At 62.1% G+C, this 18053-nt stretch carries 16 protein-coding genes and 1 pseudogene; 2 read left to right on the top strand and 15 right to left on the bottom strand.

Going from position 1 to position 18053, the window contains the following annotated elements; translation table 11 throughout:
• Positions 1-3: 3 nt before the first annotated feature.
• The 11 genes from mraY to NAP1_RS00895 form a co-directional block, all read right to left on the bottom strand.
• Positions 4-1074 carry a phospho-N-acetylmuramoyl-pentapeptide-transferase gene (gene mraY / locus NAP1_RS00945; RefSeq protein ID WP_007163330.1) on the bottom strand — a complete coding sequence of 357 codons (1071 nt, stop codon included), beginning with the start codon at positions 1072-1074 and terminating at the stop codon, positions 4-6.
• A 20-nt stretch (positions 1075-1094) separates the two neighbouring features.
• Positions 1095-2555: a UDP-N-acetylmuramoyl-tripeptide--D-alanyl-D-alanine ligase gene (gene murF, locus NAP1_RS00940; protein ID WP_007163329.1), complete on the bottom strand. Its 1461-nt coding sequence runs from the start codon at positions 2553-2555 to the stop codon at positions 1095-1097.
• Complete coding sequence (locus NAP1_RS00935) at positions 2552-4054, bottom strand: UDP-N-acetylmuramoyl-L-alanyl-D-glutamate--2,6-diaminopimelate ligase (protein ID WP_007163328.1); 1503 nt, start codon at positions 4052-4054, stop codon at positions 2552-2554. The genes murF and NAP1_RS00935 overlap by 4 nt, the downstream gene beginning before the upstream one ends.
• A complete protein-coding gene (locus NAP1_RS00930; protein WP_007163327.1) occupies positions 4051-5883 on the bottom strand; it encodes a penicillin-binding protein 2 in 1833 nt (610 codons plus the stop codon). Before NAP1_RS00930 ends, NAP1_RS00935 begins: the two co-directional genes overlap by 4 nt.
• Positions 5880-6446, bottom strand: coding sequence for a hypothetical protein (locus NAP1_RS00925; RefSeq protein WP_007163326.1), 567 nt, complete (start codon positions 6444-6446; stop codon positions 5880-5882). Before NAP1_RS00925 ends, NAP1_RS00930 begins: the two co-directional genes overlap by 4 nt.
• Entirely contained in the window at positions 6443-7384 is a 942-nt protein-coding gene (rsmH, locus tag NAP1_RS00920) for a 16S rRNA (cytosine(1402)-N(4))-methyltransferase RsmH (RefSeq protein WP_007163325.1), read from the bottom strand. Before rsmH ends, NAP1_RS00925 begins: the two co-directional genes overlap by 4 nt.
• Positions 7381-7887: a division/cell wall cluster transcriptional repressor MraZ gene (locus NAP1_RS00915; protein ID WP_007163324.1), complete on the bottom strand. Its 507-nt coding sequence runs from the start codon at positions 7885-7887 to the stop codon at positions 7381-7383. The genes rsmH and NAP1_RS00915 overlap by 4 nt, the downstream gene beginning before the upstream one ends.
• Before the next feature lie 442 nt (positions 7888-8329).
• Entirely contained in the window at positions 8330-9151 is an 822-nt protein-coding gene (locus NAP1_RS00910; RefSeq protein ID WP_007163323.1) for a hypothetical protein, read from the bottom strand.
• A gap of 7 nt (positions 9152-9158) precedes the next feature.
• On the bottom strand, positions 9159-9545 hold the full coding sequence (locus tag NAP1_RS16550; protein ID WP_007163322.1) for a hypothetical protein: 387 nt from the start codon (positions 9543-9545) through the stop codon (positions 9159-9161).
• A 36-nt stretch (positions 9546-9581) separates the two neighbouring features.
• On the bottom strand, positions 9582-10604 hold the full coding sequence (locus tag NAP1_RS00900; RefSeq protein ID WP_007163321.1) for a cysteine synthase A: 1023 nt from the start codon (positions 10602-10604) through the stop codon (positions 9582-9584).
• A gap of 42 nt (positions 10605-10646) precedes the next feature.
• The gene (locus NAP1_RS00895) at positions 10647-10961 is read right to left on the bottom strand and encodes a 2Fe-2S iron-sulfur cluster-binding protein (RefSeq protein ID WP_007163320.1); all 315 of its coding nucleotides are present in this window, start codon (positions 10959-10961) and stop codon (positions 10647-10649) included.
• A gap of 107 nt (positions 10962-11068) precedes the next feature.
• Between NAP1_RS00895 and NAP1_RS00890 the strand changes: the two genes are divergently transcribed.
• The gene (locus NAP1_RS00890) at positions 11069-11686 is read left to right on the top strand and encodes a DNA-3-methyladenine glycosylase (protein WP_007163319.1); all 618 of its coding nucleotides are present in this window, start codon (positions 11069-11071) and stop codon (positions 11684-11686) included.
• Here NAP1_RS00890 and NAP1_RS00885 read toward each other — a convergent pair.
• The 4 genes and pseudogenes from NAP1_RS00885 to NAP1_RS16750 all read right to left on the bottom strand — a co-directional run.
• Positions 11683-12606, bottom strand: coding sequence for a M23 family metallopeptidase (locus NAP1_RS00885; protein WP_007163318.1), 924 nt, complete (start codon positions 12604-12606; stop codon positions 11683-11685). The two genes, NAP1_RS00890 and NAP1_RS00885, sit on opposite strands and share 4 nt — an antisense overlap.
• A 122-nt stretch (positions 12607-12728) precedes the next feature.
• Entirely contained in the window at positions 12729-14408 is a 1680-nt protein-coding gene (locus NAP1_RS15745; protein WP_007163317.1) for an alpha/beta fold hydrolase, read from the bottom strand.
• Between the two features lie 134 nt (positions 14409-14542).
• Positions 14543-14854 (bottom strand): hypothetical protein, encoded by a 312-nt coding sequence (locus NAP1_RS00875; protein ID WP_007163316.1) that lies wholly within the window; start codon positions 14852-14854, stop codon positions 14543-14545.
• A gap of 108 nt (positions 14855-14962) precedes the next feature.
• Positions 14963-15229: pseudogene (locus tag NAP1_RS16750) on the bottom strand (hypothetical protein); the annotation flags it as partial.
• An 875-nt stretch (positions 15230-16104) separates the two neighbouring features.
• Here NAP1_RS16750 and NAP1_RS00865 point away from each other — a divergent pair.
• Positions 16105-18051, top strand: coding sequence for a S9 family peptidase (locus NAP1_RS00865; RefSeq protein ID WP_050750445.1), 1947 nt, complete (start codon positions 16105-16107; stop codon positions 18049-18051).
• The last annotated feature ends 2 nt before the right edge of the window (positions 18052-18053 follow it).

Raw genomic sequence — 18053 nt, 5'->3', positions numbered from 1 at the left:
CGCTTACCTCAGCTTGAGAGTGGAAAGACCGACCAGCGCCAGCACGATGGCGATGATCCAGAAGCGGATCACGACCTTGCTCTCAGACCAGCCAAGCTGCTCGAAATGGTGGTGGATCGGCGCCATGCGGAAGACCCGCTTGCCGGTGCGCTTGAACCAGAAGACCTGGATGATGACGCTGGCGGTCTCGACCACGAAGAGACCGCCCACGATGAGCAGCACGACCTCGTGGTGAGCCGCAACCGCAATCGCACCGAGAGCCCCGCCCAGTGCCAGGCTGCCGGTATCGCCCATAAAGACCGCAGCAGGCGGCGCGTTGAACCACAGGAAGGCAAGTCCTGCTCCCATGATGGCCGCGCAGAAGATCGCAAGCTCACCCGCCCCTTCGACATAGGGAATACCGAGATATTGCGTGAAATCGGTGCGCCCGACGAGATAGGCGATGATCGCAAAGGTACCCGCCGCGATGATGACCGGCATAATCGCGAGGCCATCGAGCCCATCGGTGAGGTTAACCGCATTGCCGAAGCCGACGATGAAGACGGCGGCAAATACGTAGTAGGCAGGCCCAAGCGGGATCTGCACATCAGAGAAAAACGGGATGTAAAGATCGGTGCTGATCTGGCTGACGATGATGTAGCTCGCGATGCCCGCGACGATGAACTCCATCAAAAGCCGCACCTTGCCTGAGAGGCCCGCGTGGCTCGCCTTGGTCACCTTGTCGTAGTCGTCGAGGAAACCAATGATCCCGAAGCCCATGGTCACAGCGAGACAGGCCCATACAAACGGGCTGCGCGGGTCCATCCACAATAGCAGCGACAGCGTCAGCGCCACCAGCACCATCAGCCCGCCCATTGTGGGCGTGCCGCGCTTGGCGAGGTGCGATTGCGGGCCGTCTTCGCGGATCGGCTGACCCTTGCCCTGACGAACGCGCAGCATGTTGATGAAACGCGGGCCGATGATCATCCCGATAATCAGCGCCGTCATCAATGTCGCCCCGAAACGGAAGGTCTGGTAGCGAACCAGGTTCAGCGGGCCTTCGAACCCCAGCCATTCGGCAAGCAGGTAGAGCATCTAGATCCCAATGAGGCGCTTCATCCACGCGCCTTCGTAAAGTGTTGTACCAATCTGCCGAGACCAACCGAATTGGAGCCCTTGACCAGCACAGCGTCCCCGTGTGTCAGCCCATATTCCTCGAGCGCCGCAATCGCTTCGGCAGGGCTATCGCATTGGGCGAAGCTGGGGGCAAAGCCAAGCGAATTGGCAGGCATTCTCCCCAATTCCCCGGCAAGAGCGCGCATCTCGTCGCCGACAAGTATCACGTGGTCGATTTTGGCTTCGGTCAGCGGCTCTGCGATCTGTGCGTGGAAGCGCGGAGCGAAGTCGCCCAGTTCCTTCATTGAGCCGAGCACAGCCACTCTGCGATGCGCCGGTGTCTGTCCAAGCGCGCGCAAGGTGGCGCGCATCGAAGCAGGATTGGCGTTGTAGCTTTCATCGACGAGCAGAGCCTTACCGCCTGCTGCAGGGATATCGAAGCGTGCCCCGCGCCCTTTGAGCCCGCCCATTTCGGCAAGCGCTAGGCCCGCGCTGGCAAGATCGCCGCCAGCGGCGCGAACTGCAGCGATTACGCCGAGTGAGTTTGCAATCCAGTGCTCGCCAGGCTCGGCAATCGTGTAGCAAAGCCGCGCATCGCCAAGGTCAGCCGTGACCATAGAGCCGCCGGTCGCACTCGGGATGGCATCAAGCAGACGGACATCAGCATGCTCGCTGCGCCCGAAGGTCACGACATTGACGCCGAGAGCCTTGGCGTGACCGATCATGCGACCCGCATATTCGCTGTCCGCCGGAATGATCGCCGTGCCGCCTGTGACGAGACCGGTGAAGATTTGCGCCTTTTCATCGGCGATTGCCTCCATGCTGCCCAAGTTCTCGATATGAGCGGGCGCGATGGTGGTGATCAGTGCGACATGCGGGCGCACATGGTCCGACAGCGGCGCAATCTCGCCAGCATGGTTCATGCCCATCTCGAACACGCCGAACTTGGCGCGCGCAGGCATGCGAGCAAGGCTAAGCGGCACACCGACATGGTTGTTATAGCTGCGTACACTGCGATGCGCTGCCCCTCGGCTGGCCCGGTCGAGCGAGGCGAAGATCGCTTCCTTCACGCCTGTCTTGCCGACCGATCCTGTGACCGCGATACGCTTGGCAAAGCCGCGCTCGCGCGCTGCATGAGCGAGGTCGTGCAGAGCCTTGGTCGTATCCTTGACCAGCACATGCGGAAAATCGACCGGGCGATCGGTGATGGCAGCAACAGCACCTTTGGCAAAAGCTGCAGCGATGAACTTGTGGCCGTCCATCGCCTCGCCCTTCAATGCGACGAAGACATCGCCGGGCCGGACATCACGACTGTCCATCTCAACGCCCGATGCCTGGAAAGCGTGGCTGGCGGTCCCACCCGTCGCGGAAGCGATGCTCTGCGCATCCCACAAGGCAAGCGGCAAGGCGTCGCGCGGGTTCGCGGGCCAGGCTTTGAGAAAGGCGTGTGCGGCGCTCATTGAGATGCTTCCTTGGCGACAAGCGCCGCGCATTCGCGCGCGACCTCGACATCGTCGAACGGCATAACTCGCATTGTCTCTCCCGACCCGATTATCTGTCCTTGCTCGTGGCCCTTCCCAGCCACGAGGATAATGTCATGTGCGCCGACCTGGCCGATGGCAGCCGCGATGGCTTCGCGGCGTCCGCCGATGGCCCGGACATGATCCGCTCCGCCTGCACCTTCAAGCACGGCTGCGCGGATTTCACCGGGATCCTCGCCGCGAGGATTGTCGTCGGTGATAATTACGAGATCCGCGCTATCGGCTGCGACTTTGCCCATCGGTGCGCGCTTGCCCGTGTCACGGTCTCCGCCTGCGCCGAATACAACGATGAGTTTGCCGCCCTTCTCGCCGTCAACATGCGGACGCAGCGCGGCAATCGCGGCTTCGAGTGCGTCGGGCGTGTGTGCGTAATCGATGTAAACGGGTGCACCGCTGGCGGTAAGGCAAGCGCGTTCAAGCCGACCGCGAACCGGCTGCAACCGTCCGATCGCGTCGAAGACCTGCGCGGGTGCAGCGCCCGTGGCAATCGCGAGACCTGCCGAAACGAGAGCATTCGCCGCCTGATAAGCGCCGATCAGCGGCAGCTTCACCTTGCGGCTCTCACCGTCATATTCAACGTCGAGCACTTGCCCCAACTGCGTCGCCTCGCGGGCGGCAAGGCGCAGGAAATCGCCTCGCTCGCCCACTGTGAGCACGTGCAACTTACGGGACAGCGCGTGCTCGATGGCGCGGCGGGTCCACTCGCATTCTTCCCCGCCGTCCCAAATGATTGCCTTGCCGTCTTCCTCAACCACCTCGTCGAACAGCCGCATCTTAGCTTCGAAATAGGCGTCCATGGTCTCGTGATAATCGAGGTGATCGCGGCTGAAGTTGGTGAAGGCGCCCGCTTTCACGCGCAGCCCTTCGTTGCGATATTGCGAAAGGCCGTGGCTCGATGCCTCGTAAGCGACATGAGTCACGCCTTCGCGGGCAAGTCCGCTCATGTTTGAAAGGAACGTAACGATGTCGGGCGTGGTCAGGCCAGTCGAAACGCTGCCGTCGGGCGTGGTGACCCCGAGCGTCCCGATGCTCGCCGCGCGCTCGCCGCACATGCGCCAGATCTGGCGGGTCATCTCGGCGGTCGAGGTCTTGCCGTTGGTGCCCGTCACCGCGACGATGGTTTCAGGCGCGGGAGTGAAGAACCCGGCGGCCAGCTGCGCAAAGTCGCGGCGCGGTTCCTCGCTCGCGATGTGAAGCGCACCTTCGACCTTCGCCTCGCTGCGGGCAACGATGGCAACCGCGCCCGCTTCGATGGCAGCGGGGATGAAGTCCTCGGCATTAAAGTTCGCGCCCCGAAACGCGCCGAACACTGTGCCGGGCGCGACCTTACGGTGGTCGATGGCAAAGCCGGTGACTGTCGCGTCACCTGCATCGGCCTCGGGCAAACCAGCGCGCTCGATCAGGGCGGCGAGCTTCATTCGCGGTTCTCGATCAGGTAGCGCAGGTCGGAGATATCGACGTCGCGATTGGTGTCGGGACGAACGCCCAGCATCGGGCCGATGCGCGGCACCAGCTCCATGACGATCGGCGCGGCGGTGAAGGCGGCGGTGCGCTGACCGCGCGCGGCTTTTGTGCCCTTGGGCTCGTCAAGCATGGTCACGACCACGTAGCGCGGACGATCCATTGGAAAAGCCGCGGCGAACGATGAAATCAGCGCGGTCTGCCGATAGCCGCCAGCACCCGGCTTTTCAGCCGAACCTGTCTTGCCGCCAACACGGTAACCTGGCGCATCTGCACTCTGGCCGGTGCCGTAGATCGAGATCATGCGCAGAAGCTGACGCATACGCGATGAGGTCGATGCCTTGAACACGCGGCGTCCGCGTGGCGCGGCACCGGGCTCGATCTTGCGAAGGGTCGCCGGACGCCAGATGCCGCCATTGACCAGCGCCGCATAAGCGCTTGCGAGATGAAGCGGGGTCACGGCGAGGCCATGGCCATAGCTCACCACCATGTTCGTCAGGCGCGACCATGTTCCGTTCGGGCGTTCTTCGGCCCATTGCGGTTTTCCGCGCGCCGGCAATTCGATGACCGGGCGTTCCTTCATACCAAGATCAATGACCGTTTGGCGAAGGCGTTCCTCGCCGAGCTCGTCAGCGATGCGCATGGTAACGGTGTTGGAGGAGTAAGCGAGCGCCTCTGGCACCGTCAGCGTATCGCCTTTCGGCTTAAGGTCGCGAAAGGTGTGGCCTGACATCTCGACCGGGCTCGCGTCCCACTGAGCCGACAGGTTGCGCACCACGCCAGCGTCGATGGCTGCAGCTACCGTGATCGGCTTGAAAGTCGAGCCGAGTTCATAGGTCGCGTTAGTCGCACGGTTGTAGATGTTGGGCGACTTATGGACGTCCGACAGGTTCGGATTGAACGCAGGCAGCGAGGCCATCGCCATTATCTCGCCCGTATCGACGTCGAGCACAATGCCCGCAGCGCCAATCGCATTGGTCGCGAGCATGCCTTTGCTGAGCTCGTCTTCGAGTGCACCCTGCACGCGCAAGTCAATCGAAAGCGCCACCGGCTCCGCGCGCAAGGCCTTGTCGGCGAGTTGCTCGTCAAGGACCCGCTCCATCCCAAGCTGGCCTTCGAGGCGGCGTTCGTCGTTTTCCTGAACGTAGCCCAGGATATGCGCTGCGAGCGCGCCTTGCGGATAGTGGCGATCGGACTCGCGCGGGATCTCGAGCGCGATCTCGCCGAGGCCAAACACGCGGTTGGCGTCTTCGGGCAAGATGCGGCGCTGAATATAACCGCCGCGCGCCGAGCGAAGGATCGCGAGGGTGCGATCTTCATCGAGATCGGGGAAAATCTCCATCAGGCTTGCCGTCACGTCCGCTGGATCAGCGACCAGCGGTGCACCCTCATCCTCCATCGCGCGCGGGTTGAACCACAGCGCATAGGCCGGGAAGGTGCGGGCAAGCGGCGTGCCGTGGCGGTCTGTGATTTCACCGCGACTTGGTAGAAGCGCTTCGGCAAGGCTCGTCTGGCTCGGCGCTGCACCAACAAATCCGACATAGCCGATGCGCAGCAGCGAGATGACCGCGACAACGCCAAGAAGCGCGACCATGATGAAGAGCCGCAGGCGGGCTGTCACCAGAAGCGACTGGCGCATGTGAACCGAATGGATCCGGCCAGCCGGGATAGCCGGTCCGCAATCGCGCTCAATGCCCGGCTTCTGCCGAGGCTCCACGCCCTTCACCTCGCGCGGCGCGGACGTGCGTGATGGCCGCAGCCCTCGGTCGAGGGCCAGCGCCGTCATTGCGAGATTTCCGCAGACATGAGCGCGACGTTACCCGGAGGCGGAGCGCTCGTGCCCTGCGCCCTGGCCGGACGGATGGGCGAGGCCTCGATCAAAAAATCGCCAAAAGCCTCGGTGAATACAGCGCCCGCATCTTCCTCGGCATCAAGCGAGGCGAGCGTCACCGGCGCACCGGTAATGGGCGAGACCATTTCGCGCGGCTCCGCATCCGGGCCAGCAAGATTGGCGCGAGCCACGCGGATCGGTGACGGTGCGTTCGGGCCGACAGGCACGCCAAGGCTTGCAAGCTGACGCTCGTTGTCGAGATACTGGTCCGCACGCGGCGCCTGATAGCCAAGCTCTACCGCGTTCCACTCGGCCAGCTGGCGCTGGCTGGCGCGGGTCTGGAACTCGGTTTCCAGCATCTGCACTTCGCGTTCGAGCCCGATGATTTCGCGCTCGGCCAGAAGCACTTCGCTGCGCACGGTCTGCACCTGGAAGCTGAGCAGTGCGAAAAGAGCCACGCACGCCGCCAAGACTGCGACCCAACCCATCTGGCGAATGCGCGAACCGGGGGTGATCATGGCTGGACTCCTTCTCTTGCGGGGGCGGAAGTGCGGATGGCGTGACGCAGGATCGAAGAGCGCGAGCGGGGGTTGCGCTCAATCTCTGCGCCGCTGGGGCGAATGGCCTTGGAAACTCTCGTGAATGTCGGCGGCGGACCGGGGACTTCGCCGGGAAGGTGGCGCGACACGGCGCGGCCTGCGCCAGAGGCTTCCTTGAGGAAACGCTTCACGATGCGATCTTCAAGGCTGTGGAAGCTGACCACGGCCAGCACGCCGCCTTCGCGCAGCAGCGTCTCTGCCGCGTTGAGACCTGCACGAAGTTCGCCAAGCTCATCGTTCACATGGATACGCACCGCCTGAAAGCTGCGCGTTGCAGGGTCCTTCTTGTCGTGCGGCTTGTGGCCAAGTGCCTTGCGCACCACTCGGGCCAGATCGCCGGTCGTTTCCAGCGGACGTGCGGCGACGATCGCGCGGGCAACACGGCGCGACTGGCGCTCTTCGCCATACTGGTAGAGCACGTCGGCAATTGCGGCTTCGTCGGCGGTGTTGAGGAAGTCGGCAGCGCTTTCTCCGGCCTGGCTCATACGCATGTCGAGCGGGCCGTCAGCGCTGAAGGCAAAGCCGCGCTCGCCCTGGTCGAGTTGCATCGAGGAAACGCCGATATCCATCACGACTGCATCGACTTGGGGCACGCCGATGCGGGTCATTTCCTCACGCATGGAGGAGAAGCGCTCGGCATGGAGCGATAAACGGCCATCAAACTCGGCGACCATGCCCTGCCCGTCGCGGATCGCGTTGGGATCGCGGTCGAAGGCATAGACGCGCGCACCTTTCTCAAGCAGCGCGCGCGAGTAGCCGCCTGCACCAAAGGTCGCATCGATGATCGCCATGTCGGGCGAAGGCTGGATCGCGGCGACGACTTCGTCGAGCAAAACAGGGGTGTGGGGAGCGGTCATTTCTTCGCTCCCTTCGCTTTGGCTTCGGCCTTCGCCATCTGCGCGCGGCAGCTGGCCTGCGCGCCGCGAAAGGCGGGGCCCATGCGCGAAAGCTCTTCGGGGTTCCACACGAAGAAGAACTTGCCTGCACCGTGGAAGTAGAGCCCGTCCTCGACCATGCCGAGTTCCTTGAGATGCTCGGGCATCACGAAGCGGCCGCTGTCGTCGAAAGGCACCTGCTCGAACCCGAACAGCTGCTGAGCGCGCTCGTCCGGGTCGAAATCGCTGTCACCCAGGCGGATGGCGCGCTCTTCCTCTTTCTCAAGCTGGGCGTGAAGTTCGTCGATGCGCGATAGGCCGAAACCGACCAGGCAATCGTACTTGTCGTGGACCGCAAGGCACAGCGTCTTCGAGCCGTCCGAGCTTTCCTTGACCGCCTTGCGGAATGCAGGGGGCAGGACATAGCGACCCTTATCGCCAACCGGCGAATAGGCCTGTCCATTATATGCTCCCGGCGCTGGCACGCGTCGATCCCCTAACCCTTGGCGGACCCTCCTCGCGGGACCGCTGGCCTCAATCCTCCTCGAACACGCCGCAACCGTGACTGCCCCTGCGCAGGCACAACTTCCCCGTCACCGCCTCCGCGCGAGCGAGGGCAGTGCGCCGACCTCTTCTGGTCAGCGCAGGGCAAATCGGCATGTTCGATGGAGCCCGGTAATATCCGGGAAGCAGCCGGGTGGCTAGGGTTTTTCTAGGAATATCTAGGGATTATACGGTAAACATCTGATTTACTGTATTTTTCTATGACTACCTATGTGCCCGTCAAATCCCTGTTCAACCCATCATTCCCGTGTTTTCCCGTGTCAGTGAGGGTGTTTGGCAGCGAATCCGCGAACAATTCCCACCCGAGTCTCACCAGATTGGCCTGCTGGCGGGGTGCTTCCCGCAATATTCCCAAACCATTCGTCACTCCCACGCATAGCGTGCAAGCCCATGGATACTAGCAGATTGGCCGTCTTGTGTCCGCTCTCCTTCGAAAGCGGCGGCATCTGCAAGCAAGGTCACACGCCCCTCGCCGACTTTGCAGCGGACCATCGCAGCGCCTGCTGTGACCTCACAGTCTGCGGCGGCGTCATAGACACGGATGGCCCCTGCCATGGCGAGTTCGAGCCTGCTGCCTTCGTCAAAGGTTTCGCTGCGAAGCGGGGCCTGTTCTTCATCGAACTCCACCGACAGTCCCCATCGCGCCACAACTGGCGGGATGAGCGCGACATCGGCGGGACGGCGCGGATCGCCGAGCGGGACGTGATAGTGCCCGGTGAGTAGCGGATCGAGCACCAGCAGCAACTTTCCACCCTGCTTCACCCATTCGTCGAGCGCGACATTGTCGGCAGGCGACAGCCCCTTGGGCTGGATCACGGCAAGATTCTTCAACCCTTCCAGCGGATCGATTGGCGGCGCATCAGGGTCGAGCGCGGGGATCGGTGAAAGCGTATCGAGCGGCACGATTTCGAAGCGCACCTCGATCACCTCGCGCTGCCACGGCACCTCGACATTGCCCGAGGCCAAGTCGGCAAACTCCGCTTCAAGCGGCCAGTAGATCGGCAAGCTGGTCATGAGCCCAACCTTCGGGCGCTCAATTACGGTGTCCTTGATCGCGGTAGCGTTCTGTACGACCGAACGAACACGCTCCACTTCTTTCCCGCTCTCATAGAGATAGCTGAAAGCAACGCCTGCGCAGACAACGATCGCCAATACGAAGGTCAACTGCCACGGCAGCAAGCGCATAGAAAACCTATTGTTCAGGCGTTGAGGTCTGGCCCGCGCCCTGCGCTGGTGCATTCGGCAGATCCTGCGTTGCACCGGTCGGCGCAGCCGTAGGCGTTGGGCTTGGCTCTGCGGGCATGTCAGGGACAATCCCTGCATCGGCGAGCGGGTCGCGCTGCGGAGGCGCTTCGGTGGGCTCGGTGGTTGGAGCCGCTTCGGGAACCGCGCCCTCCTCGGTCCGGTCGGCCTGCGTACCGATGATGCTCGCAAGGCCCACCAGCAGGATCATCGAGACGATCCCGAACAGCCCCACCTGGAGCCGCTGCGCCGCTTCTGCACGTGTCCCGCCAAGCGGCGCACCTTCAGGTGGCCCCTCGCTCTCGTTCGCGCTTGATCCAAAACGTCCGCCGGTCATGTGCAACGACCTAGCGCGGCTTGGCTGGCCTGTCGATTAATCGCTTTGGTTTTGGGTGAGCCAGTCGAACACCGGCAGGTTCTTCGAAGCGAGCCACTCGGCGTTGTAGAGCGTCGAGAGATAGCGGAAGCCAGTGTCGCACAGGATCGTCGCGACCTGCGGGTTCTCGACACCGTCCGCGACCAGTTGCTTGCCCAGTTCAATCGCGCCTGCGACGTTAATCCCGCTCGAAAGACCAAGGCACAGCCCTTCCTTGCGCAGCAGATGCTCGACCCAGACTAGGCCTTCTTCGTCCGAAATGCGAAATTGCGTGTCGATTGGCGCGCCTTCGAGGTTCGCGGTGATGCGTCCCTGCCCGATCCCTTCGGCGACCGAAGAGCCTTCGCCCTTCAATTCGCCATGCGCGTAATAATTGTAGAGCGCCGCGCCATGCGGATCGGTCAGCGCAATGCGGATGTCGGGGTTTTTTTCCTTCAGCCCCATACCCACACCCGCAATCGTACCGCCGGTGCCAGCCGCGCAGGTGAAGCCGGAAATCTTGCCGCCGGTTTGCTCCCACAGCTCGATCGCAGTGCCTTCGATATGAGCGCGACGGTTGGCGGTGTTGTCGAACTGGCCTGCCCAGATCGCGCCTTCGGTCTCTTCGGCCATGCGGCGCGAGACGTGCTGGAAGTGGCAGGGATCAGCGTATTTGGTCGGAGGAACAAGGACCAGCTCGGCGCCCAATGCGCGCAATGTGTCCATCTTCTCCTTCGACTGGTTGTCGGGCATGACGATGATCGTCTTATAGCCCAGCGCATTGGCAACAAGCGCAATGCCGATCCCGGTGTTGCCAGCCGTGCCTTCGATAACCGTTCCGCCGGGCTTCAGCTCGCCGCGGCCTTCCGCATCGCGGATCATATAGAGCGCCGCGCGATCCTTCACGCTTGAGCCGGGGTTGGCGAATTCGCACTTGCCCCAGATGTCACAGCCCGCCGCCTCGCTGGGTCCAGCAAGGCGAACGAGCGGCGTATTTCCAATCAGGGCGAGCGTGTCGCCGAATGGTTGAGTGATGTTCATGGAGAGCGATTTAGGCGCTGGCCCGCTTCGCCGCAAACAACATCAATCTTCAGGGGCGATAGTTACCTTAAGCCCGCTGAGTTCCGGGGTCAGCGGAATCTGGCACGACAGGCGCGACTTTTCGTTGCGGTGGTCGCTGCTTTCGAGAAGGTCGTCTTCGTCTTCGCTCATTTCGGGAAGTGCGGTCGGCGCTTCGTCGACATAGACGTGGCAGGTCGCGCACGAGCAGCAGCCGCCGCAAAGCGCCAGCAATTCGTCAAAACCGTTATCGCGCACGGCTTCCATGACGTTGAGGCCGTTCTCGACCTCGATTTCGCTCGTCTCGCCTTCGCGATTGGTGACGACCAGCTTGGGCATAAAGGTATGTCCTTCTCGAATAGATTGAGCGCAAGGATGCACGCTTGGAAAATACGGCCTGTCAGCTAGGGAGTTCCATTGCCAAGTGCAACCTAGAGGTTTGGACCATGGGGCTGACTGCCGAAATCATCATGCGCGAAATGGACGCTCTGGCCGCGAAAGATGAGCGGGTGGGCGAGGAGCTTGCGCGCATCGGCTATCCCGCACCGCGCCTGCGCGACCGGGGCTACAAGACGCTGCTTCGCACCATCGTGGGCCAGCAGGTCTCCGTCGCGGCGGCGACGTCGATGTGGAACAAACTGGAGGCGGAACTGGGCGAGGATTTCACGCCCTCCTGCCTGTTGAAGCGCGACTTCGACACGCTGCGCGCCTGCGGCTTGTCGCGCCAGAAACAGGGCTATGCGCGGTCCTTGTGCGAGCTGGTCGATGCGGGCGAACTCGACTTTCACAAACTGCCAGCCGATGACGAAGAAGCGATCGAGGAGCTCACCCAGATCAAGGGGGTCGGGCGATGGTCGGCGGAAATCTACCTGTTGTTTGCCGAGGGCCGCACTGACATTTGGCCCGCCGGGGACCTCGCCGTGCAGGAAGGCGTCAAACGCCTGCTCGACATGGAAGAGCGGCCCAAGGAGAAAGAGACGCGCGATCTGGGCGAACGCTGGTCACCGCATCGCGGGGCGATGGCGATCTTCACCTGGCACTATTACGCGAACCCTGCGCTTTAGCGGCCAGCTTCGTAGATATCGCCGCGCGACAGAAAGCGGCCATTGAAGGTAATCGGGACAGGCGTGTTGTCGGAATAGTCTTCCTTGAGCGGTCCTCGCTCTGCGTGGATATGCAGATGGGGCCCGCTGGCACTCCCCGAGTTGCCAATTCTGCCGAGCAGGTCGCCGGCCACAACACGCTGGCCGACCTCAACCGCGATGCTGTCTTGGCGGAAATGGGGTATCTGAACCGAGACTCCTTGGCATTTGATCGACACTACATTGCCTGCCGGCTTGCGCTCATCTGGATCGTAATCCAACCCGTCTGGCATTCCATCCCGGGCCCACTCGATCTCGCCGTCGCAAGGTGCATAAACGGGTGCATCCCAGATTTGAGACTCTGCGAAATCATAATCCAGAAAATCACGATAGGCGTGAAGCGCCGGACCCATTTTTACAAGGTCGACCGCATAGGCCCTGGCGCCTGTTGAAGCGTGTGCTCTCTGCAGCGGAGGCGCAGCCCCGCCCTGCACGACGTAATAGCGCCCGTCTTCAAGCGGCCATTGCAGGGCAACCGGTTCCGAAGGCAGGTTTCGCGCCTGGACACTGCGAACATTGAGATACGCAAGATAGGCACCACCAAGAACGACAAACACGGATGCCGCAAGCGCAAGCCATCCGGGTCTTTGCCAGCTACTTTTGACGAGCCGATACAGTCCGATCGCTATCGCCACCGCGCCGATCAGGGAAAGGCCTCGCAAAAGCCATAGCCCCCAAATTTCCCATGGGGCGAGATAAGCAACGGCGTAAAGTGCGTTTGCGAGGAAGAAGATCAGCGCGAGTATCGTCCATCGGCTCGCGAAATTCTTCAGCAACAAGAGCCCGATCGGGATCACAAACAGGGCGAGTACGGCCAAGAGCCAAGCTATGCGTTCTATCATGCTCCCCCCACGGTGTCTGCCAATGCCCTCTAAGGCATTCTTACAATAGCCGTGTTTCCAAGTATCCCCAAAAAGGGTGGCATTACCACCACGTGACGCAACTCGATGCGCAGTGAAACAAGTCAGCAAAACGCCCCGCGCACAACTTTGAATACAGCATCAGGCTGGTCTTCGATCAAGAAGCTGCCCGCGTCCTCGATCACCACCGGATCGCTAAGGCCAAACCGCCTTGCCGAAAGCTGAGCGAACTCGGTCGGGGTGTTGGCGTCCTCTTCTCCCAGCAGCAGGGTGAGCCGGTCGCCAAGCCCTTCGAGCAAGCCGCCCCACTGCGCCGACCAGTTCAGCATCGTGTCGCCCGGCCCCATCTTGCCGCGCGGGAGCACGTAATTGGCCGCCTTACGGAAATTGCGCACGACTTCGGGCCGTTGGACCGTCGCGCTCTCGCGTGAGCAGCTGTCGTAATAATCCTCGACAAACTTGTAGAACTCACCCGTCCCCATGCTCGCCAGCATCGCGCGCATGTAAACGCGGGCAAAGGCAGGCGCGACGCGCGAGATCTTGAAATGGGTTCGCTGACGGGTCGTGAGGAAGCGGTAGTCGTCGCTCTGGACAATCGGGAGGAATGGCCCTGCTGCCACCGCCTGATGCAGTCTTTCGGGATGTTTCTGCGCAAAGGCGGCGAGGAAAGGCGTTCCCGCCTGCGTACCCAGTGCAACGCATTTGTCGATGCCGAGATGGTCGAGGAAGGCGGTGAGGCGGTCGGCAAACAGAAGAGGCGATTGTGGCCCCTGCTTTTCGCCCGTTGTCTCGCCGTAGAACGGACGCCACGGAGCTATGATCCTGAGCCCAGCCGCGCGCGCAGCCTCGCTCACCTGCGGCGTGAACAACGGCCCTTCGAGCGCGTGGAAATACAGCACTGGCTTACCCTGCGGATCACCGTGTTCTTCCCACGCAATCATGCGCCCTTGCGGGTCGGCATAGAGGAAGTTGCATTCATGCTCGAACTCCAAGTCGCCTTCGTGCGGCGGGTCGAGCGAGTGGATGAAACCCGCATAAAGGAGCAACAATTGTTCCTTTGAATTGATCGCTAGCTTGCGCTGAAGCGCCTTCAATTGGTTGCGCGCCGTGCCAACACTGCGTCCGCGAAGCTCGGCAAATTCGCGCGTGGAACCTCCGCGAACCAGATGCTTGGTCAGCGCCACCTCGGTTTCGGTCAGCGCAAAGGCGCGCTGAAAAGCTTCGGCGCTCTTTTCGTCCCAACGCAGGCGCACGGCCTGCAGCGCGATGATATGCACGCCGCTATAGGGGACGCGGTAGGCCGAAAACCAGCGCCCGGCGTCGTCTTCGGGGTCGGTGAAGAGACGCAGGAAAATGCGGTCATCACCAACAGCCGCCTTGCGCAGGCGTGCCTGTTCAACCTTCACGCGAGCGGGGTCGAACAGCCATTCAGGCGCGAAGCTTTCAGCCTCGACCCCGGTTTCAAAGACCCGGTCGTTGACCGTGATCACCCGGAATTGGCTGTCGATCGCAAGGTCGCATTCGAGGCTGGTTTCGAGGTGCGTCAGCATCGAGGAATAGTCCGCCTCGTCGAGCGGATAGACCTTGTCGAAGATCGCCTCGGCATTGGCGAAATGCATGTCTGCAGCCTCGCCGATGCCGCCCATCTGCGCGTCGGCTTCGATCAGGTCGTTGAGAAGCGGCACGAAGCTTTGAGGCTCTGCCACAGCGGCATAGGCCTTGGCCACGACGGCCTGCAAGGCCTCGCTCACGTCCTGATTTGGTTCGCCCTGATGGTCGCTCATCAATTTCGATCCCTATACCAAACGCCTGAATAATCAGTCGATTCGCGATATTGCACATGACAGGTAAAGGCCGAGCCCGAAAGCCCGGCCTTCCCCGCCATTGCGCCGCAGAAAATCGCAGATGGGGCGTGCGATCACTTCACGCAGTAGCGGCCCGAGGCCTTGAGGCCCGACGGGCACGAGCCATCGCGCACCTCGGCATAATCGTCGCCATCGCCCACGCAGTAATTGCCCGAAGCGCGAAATCCTGTGGGGCAAGAGCCGATCTTGGGCAGTGCCACCTTGCTGCTCGAAGTGCAGTTCGAACCCGACTGCTTGAAGCCGGTTGGGCACGATCCGTCCTTGGGAACCGAGCTTGAGCTCGACTGCGCCATGGCGGGCGCGGCAGTCATCGGCGCGAGCGCGACAATGGCTGCGCTGGACAGAGCGATGAGTGGTTTGAACATGGTTTCGTCTCTCACTGATCTTGAAAGAAAGAAGGGTTGCGGCGGCCGGCTAGCCTCTGGGTCGCATTGTGGAGAAAACCGACCGCCGCACACCAGGAAGGGGGCACGCTAATCCTTGCCCGGTGCTTTCGAGTATCGCAGCCTCTGGCTCAGCCCTGCGGTCCGCGACGATAGGTGAAGGCCACCGCGCTCTTGTTCGTGTCGCGGTCGTACCACTGGCAGAAGAAGTCGGTGCCCGACTTGTCGGTGTGCAGCGGGCCGAAGTTGAAGGTCAGCATCGTGCGGCCTCGCCCGTCGAGATAGTCGCGATAGGCGTTCGAGCGGTCCGAATTGCTGCCGCTTGCCGTCGGGGTGTAGCCGAGCGAGTGGCCGGTGTGCAGCATCACATCCTTGCCGGTGTAGTTGCCCTGACGCGGCCCTTGGACGTTATCGAGCTGCTCCGAACCGTCATAGCTGACGCACTGGATGCGGTAAGCGCCTCTGGCATAGGCGGCCTTGTCGACCTCGACATAAAGCACATCGCCAACGCCCAGACCGGGGAAGTAACAACCATTGGTAGGGCTGACGTTTGCGCGATTGATCAGCCCGCCGCGGGTCTCGGTCGAGATGCCCTGGCTGAATGTGTAGTCGCCTGCCTCTGCGACGAATGCGTTGCCGACATTCAGGTTCGCGCAGGAGATCTGATCGACATATTTGGCAGGAGCCGGACCGGCGCGGCCGACATGGTCGGGTGCGCGGGCGGTTTGCGGATAGTTGCTGCGCTGGCGCATCGCCTGATTGACGGCAGCGCCGCGACCGCCGGTGACAGCGCCGACGACCGAGCGGCCATCCGAATTGGCAACGCCTTCGACGGTGCGCGCCGCCGCTTCGACATCTTCAGCGGCATCGCGCACGTCATTGGCGGTGTCTTCGACCTTTTTGACTGCGTTGCGCAGGCTGCGGAACTGCGCGTCGGCAGGAGCGGCGTGAGCCAGAAGTCCGGCCGAAAGGGAAACGCCAGCGAGGGCAATCATCATGGTTTTCATCAGTTTACGATCCTTGTCATGTCGGCCCCGCCCGTCGGGGCCTTCGTCGTGACTGATCGTCCAACTATTCGTGCTGGTGACGGCGCAGAATGTCCCAGATGGTACAAAATCGCATTTTTCTGACGCCGCTCGTCCGAAATGTGCCGCTCGTGGAGTTTCCCGTTGCATCGCGCGGTGCGGTTCCTAGGTGTGACCGCAATCACGAAAAACACTCAGGGAGACACCATGCCAGCACTCGACACCATCCCGCTGATCCCGCGCGAACACCTGTTCGGCAACCCTACCCGCGCACAGGGGCAGATCAGCCCGGATGGCAAGTGGCTGAGCTGGCTTGCTCCCCATAACGACGTTCTCAACATCTGGTTGGCGCCGCGTGACAATCCGGATGACGCGAGGGCGATGACAAGCGCAACCGACCGCCCGATCCGCCAGCATATGTGGTCGCCAGACGGCACCAGCCTCCTCTACATTCAGGACAAGGCGGGCGATGAGAACTTCCTTCTCTACCGTGTCGATGTGGTGAGCGGCGAAGAGACTACGCTGACCCCGTTCGAAGACACTCGCGTGCAGATCGTCGGTTCATCCGAGACGATCAAGAACGCGATCCTTGTCGGCCTCAACAACCGCGATCCGCAGTGGCACGACGTGCACCGCCTCAACCTCACCACCGGCGAGCTTGAACTGATTTACGAGAACAACGCCTTTGCCGGCTTCATGGCCGACGACACGCTGACCTTGCGCATGGCGATGGCTCAGAACGATGCGGGCGGGACCGACTACTTCCGTTTCGATGGCAACAGCGTCGAGGAAGAACCGTTCGAGACGACCGCGATGGAAGATTCCATGACGACCTCGCCAGCGGGCTACACGGTCGATGGCAGCGTGCTTTACTGGCTCGACGGGCGCGGACGGAATACGGCTGCGCTCTATGCTCAGGACACGGCGACCGGTGAGCGCACTTTGATCGCAGAGGACGACAAGGCCGACATCAGCGGCACGCTTCGCGATCAGAAAACCGGCGAGGTACTCGGCTACACCGTTACCTATCTGCGCCGCGAATTTACCGCGCTAGATGCGGGTATCGGTGCCTCGTTCGATTTCCTTGATGGCAAGCTCGAAGGTGACTTCGGCATTTCCAGCCGCACCGAGGCGGACGATACCTGGATCATCTGGAACGACCCGCTCACCGCGCCCGCAAAGACGTATATCTACGACCGCAAGGCAGGCACGCTCGATCCGTTCTACGTCGCGCGGCCAGAACTTGAAGGCGCCCCTCTGCAGCCGATGCACGGGATCGAAATCAAGAGCCGCGATGGCCTGACCCTGCCCTCCTTCCTTACACTTGCCGCGGGCAGCGACCCTGACGGAAATGGCAAGCCCGACGCGCCGGGACCCATGGTTCTGCTCGTCCACGGCGGTCCTTGGGCGCGCGACGAATATGGCTTCAACTCGCAGCACCAGATGCTCGCCAATCGCGGCTACCATGTGCTGTCGGTCAACTTTCGCGGCTCGACCGGCTTCGGCAAGGACTTCATCAACGCAGGCAATAAACAGTGGGGCCTGGCGATGCATGACGACCTTATCGACGCGGTCGAATGGGCCATCGAAGAGGGCATCGCTGCGCGTGACAAGGTCGCGATCATGGGCGGTTCCTATGGCGGCTACGCGACGCTTGCGGGCCTCACCTTCACCCCCGAAGTCTTCGCCTGCGGCGTCGACGTGGTCGGCCCGTCCAACCTAGAAACGCTGCTCAGCACGATCCCGCCTTACTGGGCGCCGATGGTGAAGATCTTCCACGAGCGCATGGGCAATCCCGAAACCGAGGAGGGCCTCGCGCTGCTGAAGGCTGCAAGCCCGCTCTACAAGGCAGACCAGATCATTAAGCCGCTCCTGATCGCGCAAGGCGCAAACGACCCGCGCGTCAAGCAGGCCGAAAGCGACCAGATCGTCGGCGCGATGAAGGATGCGGGGATCCCGGTCACCTACGTCCTCTACCCCGATGAAGGACACGGCTTTGCCAAGCCCGACAACAGCCTTGCCTTCTTCGCGATCACCGAGAATTTCCTCGCTGAAACGCTGCACGGACGGGCAGAGCCGCTGGGCGATGTGCTGGAGCCTTCGACTGCCGAAATCGTGGAAGGCAAAAGCCATGTGAAAGGGCTTGGCGGCTAGCC

The sequence above is a fragment of the Erythrobacter sp. NAP1 genome (assembly GCF_000152865.1).
In the GTDB taxonomy this organism is placed as follows: domain Bacteria; phylum Pseudomonadota; class Alphaproteobacteria; order Sphingomonadales; family Sphingomonadaceae; genus Erythrobacter.
Note: the sequence above shows the minus strand (reverse complement) of the source record. Positions and strands in the feature narration are given on the sequence as shown.